Genomic DNA, 9,208 nt, shown 5'->3' with positions numbered 1-9,208 from the left:
GCCGTCACCGGGAAAACGGATGAAATCGCAGGCCGAAAGGGTCAGCAGCGCGGCGGCGCCAAGCAGGAGGGAACGCGTCTGGGTCATCAGCGCGACCTCACCGCAACAAGGGAGTCTGCGATGGAGAGGGCGTCTTCCTCACTGATGCAGTCGGCATGCTCGCCCTCGGCGACGGTGCATTCAAACTCGATCAGATAGTCGGCGCCATATTTCGTGAAGGCGACCTGCGCGCCGCTCATGGTGGGGATGAAGCGCATCGGCGTTTCGGTCGTGCCCGGCGCGCGCTCGCCAATGATTTCGTTCGTGCCATTGACGACGATGTTATAGTCCGTGCCGGGATAGAAGGCGAAATAGCCATCGCTCAGTGGTTGGAATTTTACGTCCGATTCTGCGCCCTGCGGCAGGACGATGCCGGTCGGCAGCATGACAGGCACCGGCGGCGGGTCGCCTTCCTGCGATGCGGCCATGAAATTCCCGCTGGTGCCGGAATTGGATGCAACGTCGTCGCGGGCAGCCAGCCAGTCGATGGTGGCTTCCTGGCTCATGGCTTGCGTGTAGACCGGCTTGTCCACTGCAGCGGCAGGAACGGTTTCTTCCGCCGGGGTCGTATCCACCGGTTCGGAAATTTCGGTGCCGGCATCGTCTCCCATGCCCCGAATGAACTTGTCACAGCCAGCAAGACCCAACAGGGCGCAGGCGGGCACCAATGCAATGGCAATCCGCTTCCTCATGGCAATTATTCCTTTCCGGGTTGGGCCACATAGTCCGGATCGGCATAGGCGACGCTGTCGACCTGCATGATCCGGCTCTGAATTTCGTTGATGGTTGCGCGCGTCGGCTCAAGGCCGGGCGGCAGGCGATATCCCAGCCGGATCTCGCCTGAATAGCTGGCCCCGACGAGCCGGAAATCCTGCAGCACCGGATAGCGCGACTGCAGATTGGCCCAGGCGATGTCGGCGGCGGCGCGGTCACGCTTGAAATTGCGGGAGATCACGTCGATCTCCGGCTCGCCCTTGATGCGGACGATATAGACGATTTCCGTCCCGTCCGCGCTGATCTGGGCAAGTTTGGTCTCTGCCGGCGTTCTCGTTTCAGCCGAAGCAGGCAGTTCCGCAGGGCGGACCACAGGCAACGCGTCGCCGGGGCGGAGTTCCGGAACAGGGGCGACCTTTTCGCGGGCTGGCGTCTGGACGGCCGCTTGCTGTGCGATCGGGGCATGGGCCGGTCCGCCGGACCCGGCCATGACGAAGATACCGGTTGCCCCGGCCAGCATGGCGAGGCCCACAAGCCCCAGCGGGCCGCCAAGATGGGGAGGGGGCTGGCCGCCGCTCATTCAGTCTCCACCGCCGGAGGTGCCGACCGGTTCCGGCACGTTTGCAAGGTTCAGGATGCGCCCGCCGCAGGGGCGGCGGCACATGCCATCAGAGCCTTCGATCGGGGTCGTTCCCGGATAGTCCGAGCAGAGGCCCGCACATTGCAGGTCCGTACGCGGATCGGTGGCGGCGAGCAGCTCTGACACAAGCTCGTCCGATGTGGCATCCGGGGTGCGGGCCTTCAGCAGAGCCAGCGCTGCCGAGACGTGTGGGGCCGCCATCGAGGTACCCTGCTCATAGGCGTAGTAGCAATCCTGTACCGCTTCGCCGGTGACCGGGTCGTAGCAATCGGTCGAGGCTTTGGTGGAGAGGATGCCGTCCGGGCGGGAGTCATTGTCGTCGTCCCGGGCCATTTCCCCGCCGGGAGCGAGAATGTCGACGCCGTCGCCGAAATTCGAATAGGCGGTGATCTCGCCGAGGGCGTTCCCGGCCGCAACGGAGATGACATTGTCACAGCCGCCGGGGGCGTAATAGGCCGTGTCGATGCGGGCGTTGCCAGCCGCGGAGACGACGACCGCGCCGCGGTCGGTCACCGAGTCGATCGCATCCTGCAGCGAGGCCGGGCAGTATTCGAACAGGCCGATCGACAAATTGATGATGTCGGCCGGATTGTCGTTCCAGACTTCGCTGCCGTCTTCGCCTTCGGCCGGGATCAGGCCGGCGGCCCAGCGGATGGCATCATTGATGTCGGAAAGACGCCCGCCGCATTTGCCGAGGGCGCGAACTGGCACGATCTTCACGTTCCATGCGCCGCCCGCGACGCCTGCGCCATTGTTGGAGGCCGCTGCGCCTATGGTGCCGGCGACATGGGTGCCGTGGAAGGAATCGGCAGAACCGGGCACAGCCGGGTTACAGAGATCGCCCGGATCGTTCGGATCGGAATCCCGTCCGTCGCCGTCATTGCCCATGCGCGGGTCGGAAACCATGTCCCAGCCCGGTGCGATATTGGCTGAGGCGGCAATGTCCGGATGGGTCATCTGCAGGCCGGTATCGACCACGGCGACGACGACATCGGAGGAGCCTTCGATGCCCTGCCGGGTCCAGAACTCCTGGAAGCCTGCGCCGCCCAGCGACTGGCCTTCACCGGAGCCCCTCGGTTTCATGTCCCATTGCAGGTCCCAGAGCGGATCGTTCGGGGTCACTTCCACTTTCACCGGCGTGGTGGAGCCGGTTGTGGGCGTAACGCCGCCCGAGGTGGACGGAGAGCCAGCGGGCGGACGGCGCACGAACTGGTTCTCGAAGATGAAGTCCTTCTCGACATATTCGAACTGGCCTGAGGCGCGCAGGTCATCGACGAAACAATTCGTTGCGAGCACCGGGTCAGCCTCGATCGCTTCCAGATCGTTCGGGTCCGGACATCCGGTGCCTTCGTCGATGGCAAGGAAGCTCAGCGATGGATCCTTGGCATCTTCCGGGGAGAAGAGGGTCGGCCCGGCGCCAGCCACCTGGATCACCATCTGGCCTTCGCGTGACAGGGTCACCTCGGCGTTCATCTTGTACTTGGCCAGCGTGTCCAGCATCACGGCATTGGCGTCGCGCTGGGCGACGATGGCCTCACGGTTGACCAGCGACCGGCGGGCAATCTTGCGGGCGGCCAGTTGCTCTTCGACTGGGGCGGATTCCAGTGAGCGGGGCTGCAGCGAGCGCGTTTTCGAGACAGGGGCAGGTTCGACCTTCGCCCTTGTCTGCATCGCCTGGGTTGCTTCCTCAACCCGCTGCAGGGACTGCTCACGCGCTTTCGGGTCGAGCTTCACACGCGGTGAGATCCCGACCTCCGGACGAAACAATTCCAGCGACCGGGAGGCTAGGGCGCGGGCACCTGCATCCGGTGCGGGGGCCGCTGCAACAGGCGCTTCCATTGCTTCTGCCAGAGCAGCCTCGTCCTCGATGTAGAGGTCGCCGTCTTCGATTTCCGCCATGGCCTCAGCCGGGGGGATGTCTGCCGGCTTCGCGATCACGGACAGGACGGCAAAGGCCGGCTTGTTGGTCGGCTGGCCGGAAATGTCGCTGATCACCTTGCCAGCAATCGCGCGGGCCTCCACCGGCACGGACCGCATAGGATCCTTCTTGTCGGCCTGATCGACGATGGTCTCGCCGGTAATCTGCCTGAGGGAGACTTCTGCGATCTCCCGGGCGCGTTCGAGCCGTTCGCTCTGGCGGTCGCATGCCGAGACGAGCAGCAGGCTGGTCAGCGCTGCCCCGATCAGGAGACGCGCTGATTTGGTGGACTGGTTCGACATGAGAACGTTCCCCGTGAGTTTCTCAAACAACATCCCAGCCTGCCTAAATTAACCCTATGGAAAGATTATGACGCCGTTTCCGTCCTGTCCAACCCAAAGGCATTTATTGACAGGCCAATGTGGCGAATGATCGTCCCGCAGGCCGCCTGTCTGACCCTGGGTGATGAGCCCGCCAGATCGTTTTCCTGTCTGGACAAGCCCGATGACGCGGCAGATGAAGAGAGAATGAGCGAGGGGAGCAAGGAGCCGCCAGACCTGTCGCGCCCGGACCGCCGTGGCGCGTTTTTCCTGTTGTTCTTCTGCCTGATGGCCATCGGCGCCGGGAACACGATGCTGATCGCCGCCGTGCTGCCGCCGCTTTCGCGCGAAGTCGGCCTGCCGGACTGGATGGCCGGGGCCGTGTTTGCCCTCTCGGCCTTCTTCTGGTCGGCCTTTTCCCCAGTTTGGGGCAAACAGTCGAACCGGATCGGACGGAGGCCCATCGCGGCGCTGGGTCTGGCCGGGTATTCGGTCTCCATGCTGCTGCTCTACCTGTCCGGCCTTGCCGCCATGACGGGTGCGATCACCAGCACGCTGCTGATCTTCGCATGCCTTGCCATTTCGAGGTCCTTCTTCGGTATTTTCGGTTCCGGTACGAACCCGGCGGCGCAGGCCTATGTCGCCGACCGGACGAGCCAGGCCGAGCGGCGAGACGAGATTGCCTTCATTTCCTCGGGTTTCAGCGTTGGCACCGTGGTGGGCCCCGCCTTCGCGGCGGCGCTGGTCGCGACAGCGGGAATTCTCAGCCCGCTTCTGCTGACGGCGGTGATCGCTGCGATCATGGCGGCGCTTATCTGGTTCCGCCTGCCGGAACAGCGCGAGCCGATCACGGATGCCACGCATCTGGATATGGAGACCAATGCCCGGGGGCTCTGGCATTCGCGGGATGTGATGCCCTTCCTCGTCTTTGCGGTCTGCCTGTCATTGGCAACCGGTATCCTGACGCAGGTTTTCGTCTTTTCAGTGATGGACAAGCTGAATGTGGGCGGGCCGCAGGCGGCGCAGTACACCGGGCCGGCCTTCACCGTCGGCGCGATGGCGGTGCTTCTTGCGCAGCTCGTGCTGATTCCGCGCATGAAGATGCGCAACAAGACCCTGATGGTCGTCGGTTGCGTACCGTTGGTCCTCGGCGCGCTGCTCATGATCGTGGCGAAGGATTTTGCCACGCTCGTGATGGTGCAGTTCCTGTTGGGGCTCGGGCAGGGGCTCGCCCGGCCGGGTTTCTCCAGCGGCGCTTCGCTAGCCGTGTCGCCCCAGCTGCAGGGCAATGTCGCGGGCCTTGTCATTTCGGCGAACGGGATGGGCTATATCGTGACGCCCTTCTTCGGTCTTTTCGTCTACCAGTATGTCGGTGCGAACATCCCGTTCATGATCGCGGCCGGCCTGTTGGTGTTCATGGCACTCTACGCCTGGTTCGCCCTGCGCGACGGCGTGGGCGAATTCGATCCCGACGAAGACCTCTGAGGGCTTAGTTGGTCGAGGCTGTGCCGACGGTCTGGCCGGTGAGCAGTGCCAGCATGCCCTTGGTCGGATACCCGTCTGCCACGACGCCTTGCGACTTCTGGAAGCCCTGCAGCGCGGTACGGGTCTTGCGGCCCGGAATGCCGTCCACCACGCCCGCATCGAAGCCGCGTGAATTGAGGTTCGCCTGCAGGATCTTGATCTCTGCCACGGTCAGCGGCTCGATCTCCGTCGGCCAGACGGCGACCGGCACTTTCTTGCCGGTGAAGGCGTCGCCCGACAGGCCGACCGCGAGGGCGTAGGAGTCGGCATTGTTGTACCGCTTGAACACCTTGAAATTGTTGAAGATCAGGTATTTCGGCCCGGTCGCGCCCGCGGGCAGCCAGAGTTCGGCATATTCGGCGCCGCCAGTATCGAAGTCGCCGCCGCGGATCGGGATGATGCCATAGCCGCGCCAGGTCTCCATCCGGCGCTCGTTTCCGTCCGCCAGCGAGAAGTCGAACCCGGTCGGCACGATCACTTCGATGCCCCAGGGCTGGCCGGGCGACCAGCCGGAAGATTTCAGATAATTGGCCGCCGAGGCGAGGGCGTCGCCCTCATTCTTCCAGACATCCTTTTCGCCATCGCCGTCGAAGTCCTGCGCGTAGGCATAATAGGTCGACGGCATGAACTGGGTCTGGCCCATGGCGCCGGCCCAGCCGGCGATCAGGTCATCCCGGTGGGCATCGCCGCGTTCGACGATTTTCATCAGGGTCAGCAATTCGCCTTCGGCAAAGGATTTGCGGCGGCCTTCCACGGCCATGTTGGCCAGCGTGTTCGGGCCATCGAAATTTCCGATGACCGCGCCGAAGGAAGATTCCATTCCCCAGATGGCGGCGATGTACTCGGCATCGACGCCATATTTCGCTTCGATGGCGGCGAAGAGGTCGGCTTCATTGTGAAGGTGGGAGGCGCCATTGGAGACGCGGCTGTTGCCGAGCGGGACTTTCAGATAGTCCCAGATCGGTTTTGCGAACTCGGCCTGATCGCCGATGCCGACGGCCGCCGCCTGGAAGGACGAGCCGAGGTAAAGGTCCAGCGGTTTGATGTTCTCCAAGAAGGATTTGACGAGGGCCCGGTCATGGCCCGCAGCGACGGCGCGGGCGGAAAAATCCGCGCGCCAGGCATCCATGTCACTGTTTCCAGTGGGTTTGTAGCTGATCGGCCCGGTGTCGGGCGCCGGCTGGCTGGGCGCGGGTGGCGGAACGGACGGCATACCAGGCGAAGCCTGCGGACTGTGGGCGCAGGAAACCAGCAGGCCGGCCAGAATTGCCGCACCGGCGATATGCGAGCGCGCGATCGCGAAGCGTGCCACTTGATATGCTCCTGAAAACAGCCGCGCATGACAGCGCGTGTCCTTGACTCTGATGACCGGATTCATTACTCGCACCGCTTTCCAATTCCTTATGACCCACGGGGCCATCCCATGAAAGTCCGTTCGTCTCTCAAATCGCTCAAGTCGCGTCACCGCGATTGCAAGGTCGTGCGCCGCAAGGGCAAGGTCTATGTGATCAACAAGACCGATCCCCGCTTCAAAGCAAAGCAAGGCTGAGCGGAACGTGAATGGGCAATAAGGCGGGAAAATGACCGCCCGGATTGCTCTTTTCGATCTTGGACGGGTCGTGCTCGACTGGGAGCCGGCCCGTTTATATTCTCGCCTCCTGCCTGACGCGGAAGAGCGCGAGCGATTTCTCTCCGAAATCTGTACGATGGCCTGGCACACCCGCCACGACGCGGGCGTGAGCTTTGCCGACAACGCGCTGCCATTGATAGCGCAATACCCGCAATACGAAACTGAAATCCAGGCCTGGAGCGGCTGCTGGATGGAAATGTTCGACGGCTATATCGACGGCACGCCAGCCCTGATCAACCGCCTCGAGGAACGCGGCGTGCCGCTGTTCGCCCTCTCCAACATGCCGTCGGAACCCTGGCCGATGATGCAGGAGCATTTCCCCCTGCTGAAACGCTTCCGCCACACGGTGGTCTCCGGCGATATCGGTCTTGTAAAGCCGGACCCGGCGATCTTCGCGCATACGCTGGAGAAACTGGGCAGCCCGTCGCCGGGCGAGGTGTTTTTCATCGACGACAGCGAGAAGAACACCCATGCCGCCGATGCGCTCGGCTTCCGGACGCACCTGTTCCGCACCGCGGAGGGGCTAGAGACCGCCCTGGAGGCAGAAGGCCTTCTCTGACAGTCTGACAGAAAGAGGACATTGCCCGGCCGTATTGGACGGTTAGTATCGCGCCATGCTGAGAGCCTTCCTCCTGTTTCTCGCTTTCGTGACCGCCAGCCTGCCCGCGCTGGCGGTGCCGACGGACGAGATGTTCGACAAGCTGAAGGCTGCGCCCAGCGAGAGCGAAGCCAATGATATCGCGCAGGACATCTGGGCGTCCTGGATGGAATCGGGCTCGGCCACGGTGGACATGATCATGCAGCGCGGCGTCGAGGCGCAGATGATTGGTGATACCGAGACCGCGCGGACGTTTTACGACCGCGCCATCATGATCAAGCCGGACAATCCGCAAGCCTGGTTCCGACGGGCGGGCATCTTCCTGGCTGAAGAGAATTTTCCCGAAGCCCTGCGCGACCTGAACGAGACGCTGAAGCTGGAGCCCCGCCATTTCGGAGCCTGGGCCGGGCTTGGCTCCATGTTCGAGACGATGGGCGCCAACGACCAGGCGCTGGAAGCCTGGCGTGAGGCTCTGGCGATCTATCCCTATATGCGGGACGGGCTGCAGGCGGAGAAACGCCTCGCCAAGATCGCCGAAGGGCAGGGGCTCTGAGGCCTTGCTGACGGCTGCAGCCATCACGCTGGCGGGCCTCGGTGCCGCGGTCGGACTTTCTTCGGGGGCCTACACTTCCCGCATTCACAAGGCGCATCCGGCGTCCGGGCAACGGATCGAAGTCGGCGGCTATGGTGTGCACGTGCTGGAGGCTGGTACGGCAGGCCCGCCGGTCCTGATGATCCATGGTGCAAGCGCCAATGCGCGCGAATTCACATGGACGCTGGCGCCGAAGCTGGAACAGGATTTCCGTGTACTGATGGCTGACCGACCGGGGCATGGCCATTCCCGCCGCCCGCCGGGGGCTGAGGCGCTGGGTGTGCAGGCCGCGCAGATGGCAGGCGTGCTGGAGAAACTCGCGCCGGATGAGCAGGCGGTCGTCGTCGGCCATTCCTTTGGCGGCGCGGTGGCGCTGCGCCTTGCGCTCGACCGGCCGGAGCTCGTCAAAGGCCTCGTGCTGCTGGCACCGGTGACGCATGACTGGGGCGGGGACGGCCATGCCTGGTACAACCGCTTTGCCGCCTCGCGCCTGATCGGCCCGGCCTTCAGCCAGGTCGTGCCGCTGGTGGGCCCTGCGCAAGTGGGGGCGGGGATTGGCGGCGTGTTCGACCCGTCGCCCGCACCGGAAGGCTATTTCGAAAAGTCGGGCATCGGCCTCCTGTTCCGCCCACCGGCCTTCCGCGCCAATGCCCGCGACGTGCGTGTGCTGGACAGGGAACTGGCCGCGCAGTCGAAGCGCTATGGCGAGCTCGCCATGCCGATCACAGTCTTCTCCGGCAGCAAGGACACGGTGATTACGCCGGCCAAACACACCGCCCGCCTGAAGAAGCAGGCCGACATCGATCTGGTCATCCTGCCGGAGGAAGGCCACATGCCCCACCATAATCACGGAGCTGATGTCGCCGACGCCATACGGCGTCTGGCCAGCCCGCCCGGGAGCCGCTAAGACGCGGCTCCTTTTCCTTTCCAATTCCGATTCTGCCGCCCGCCGGCCAATAACTGGAGTTCCTCATGGACGACGCCCCGATCGAGAACCTCACCGAAGCCAGCCGCGAGAAACTGCGCCAGACGGTCGCCAAGATCGAGCGCCTGGAAGAAGAGAAGAAAGAGGTCGCCGAGCAGATCAAGGAGATCTATGCCGAGGCCAAGGCGTTCGGATTCGACACCAAGGCGCTGCGCCAGGTCGTGCGCCTGCGCAAGATCGACAAGTCCGACCGTGAAGAGCAGGAAATGATGCTCGAAACCTACCTCATCGCGCTCGGCGAAGCCTGA

Annotated in this window: 10 protein-coding genes; 6 read left to right on the top strand and 4 right to left on the bottom strand. The window is 63.8% G+C overall.

Going from position 1 to position 9,208, the window contains the following annotated elements; all coding sequences use genetic code 11:
* Nucleotides 1-86 precede the first annotated feature (86 nt).
* The 3 genes from HY26_RS10320 to HY26_RS10310 are packed head-to-tail and all read right to left on the bottom strand — an operon-like array spanning nucleotide 87 to nucleotide 3,613.
* Nucleotides 87-731 (bottom strand): hypothetical protein, encoded by a 645-nt coding sequence (locus HY26_RS10320; protein ID WP_034761326.1) that lies wholly within the window; start codon nucleotides 729-731, stop codon nucleotides 87-89.
* A 5-nt stretch (nucleotides 732-736) separates the two neighbouring features.
* The gene (locus HY26_RS10315; RefSeq protein ID WP_034761330.1) at nucleotides 737-1,333 is read right to left on the bottom strand and encodes a hypothetical protein; all 597 of its coding nucleotides are present in this window, start codon (nucleotides 1,331-1,333) and stop codon (nucleotides 737-739) included.
* Entirely contained in the window at nucleotides 1,334-3,613 is a 2,280-nt protein-coding gene (locus tag HY26_RS10310; protein ID WP_233351592.1) for a S8 family peptidase, read from the bottom strand.
* Nucleotides 3,614-3,838: 225 nt separating this feature from the next.
* Between HY26_RS10310 and HY26_RS10305 the strand changes: the two genes are divergently transcribed.
* Nucleotides 3,839-5,116 carry an MFS transporter gene (locus tag HY26_RS10305; RefSeq protein ID WP_034762309.1) on the top strand — a complete coding sequence of 426 codons (1,278 nt, stop codon included), beginning with the start codon at nucleotides 3,839-3,841 and terminating at the stop codon, nucleotides 5,114-5,116.
* A gap of 4 nt (nucleotides 5,117-5,120) precedes the next feature.
* Here HY26_RS10305 and HY26_RS10300 read toward each other — a convergent pair whose 3' ends face one another.
* Nucleotides 5,121-6,467: a lytic murein transglycosylase gene (locus HY26_RS10300; protein ID WP_065383202.1), complete on the bottom strand. Its 1,347-nt coding sequence runs from the start codon at nucleotides 6,465-6,467 to the stop codon at nucleotides 5,121-5,123.
* A gap of 111 nt (nucleotides 6,468-6,578) precedes the next feature.
* Here HY26_RS10300 and ykgO point away from each other — a divergent pair, with 111 nt between their 5' ends.
* The 5 genes from ykgO (at nucleotide 6,579) to HY26_RS10275 (ending at nucleotide 9,208) form a co-directional block, all read left to right on the top strand.
* Nucleotides 6,579-6,704 carry a type B 50S ribosomal protein L36 gene (gene ykgO, locus HY26_RS10295; protein WP_034762314.1) on the top strand — a complete coding sequence of 42 codons (126 nt, stop codon included), beginning with the start codon at nucleotides 6,579-6,581 and terminating at the stop codon, nucleotides 6,702-6,704.
* Between the two features lie 31 nt (nucleotides 6,705-6,735).
* Nucleotides 6,736-7,344: an HAD family phosphatase gene (locus HY26_RS10290; protein WP_112073530.1), complete on the top strand. Its 609-nt coding sequence runs from the start codon at nucleotides 6,736-6,738 to the stop codon at nucleotides 7,342-7,344.
* Between the two features lie 55 nt (nucleotides 7,345-7,399).
* The gene (locus tag HY26_RS10285) at nucleotides 7,400-7,936 is read left to right on the top strand and encodes a tetratricopeptide repeat protein (RefSeq protein WP_112073529.1); all 537 of its coding nucleotides are present in this window, start codon (nucleotides 7,400-7,402) and stop codon (nucleotides 7,934-7,936) included.
* A gap of 4 nt (nucleotides 7,937-7,940) precedes the next feature.
* A complete protein-coding gene (locus HY26_RS10280; protein WP_112073528.1) occupies nucleotides 7,941-8,882 on the top strand; it encodes an alpha/beta fold hydrolase in 942 nt (313 codons plus the stop codon).
* Nucleotides 8,883-8,947: 65 nt separating this feature from the next.
* Nucleotides 8,948-9,208 carry a DUF2312 domain-containing protein gene (locus tag HY26_RS10275; protein ID WP_034761343.1) on the top strand — a complete coding sequence of 87 codons (261 nt, stop codon included), beginning with the start codon at nucleotides 8,948-8,950 and terminating at the stop codon, nucleotides 9,206-9,208.

It is taken from the genome of Hyphomonas sp. GM-8P, from assembly GCF_003263315.1.
In the GTDB taxonomy this organism is placed as follows: domain Bacteria; phylum Pseudomonadota; class Alphaproteobacteria; order Caulobacterales; family Hyphomonadaceae; genus Hyphomonas.
Note: the sequence above shows the minus strand (reverse complement) of the source record. Positions and strands in the feature narration are given on the sequence as shown.